1 protein-coding gene is annotated in these 230 nt (G+C 60.9%); it reads right to left on the bottom strand.

Annotated features, from left to right (window positions below; translation table 11 throughout):
- On the bottom strand, window positions 1-230 hold a 230-nt coding region (locus tag CF394_RS16365), incomplete at both ends, for a Na+/H+ antiporter NhaA (protein ID WP_165767400.1).

Below are 230 nucleotides of genomic sequence, written 5' to 3'. Positions count from 1 at the left end.
ACAGGATCCGAGGGTGATGCCGATGACCTTTCCAAGAATGAGCCCGCAGACGATACCCAGCGAGATTGGGTGAGTCCATAGGGCCAGGAAGGTTTTCCCGCTGACGTGGACACCGGCGCTCATGAGAGCGAAAAAGGGGACGACGACACCGGCCGACCATGGCTCCACTTTGTGCTGCCAGCGATCAACGGGGTCGTCCAGGACGTCTTCCTCAGTGCGGGTCAGGAGGC

Source organism: Tetzosporium hominis, assembly GCF_002265435.1.
Lineage (GTDB): Bacteria > Bacillota > Bacilli > Bacillales_A > Planococcaceae > Chryseomicrobium > Chryseomicrobium hominis.
Note: the sequence above shows the minus strand (reverse complement) of the source record. Positions and strands in the feature narration are given on the sequence as shown.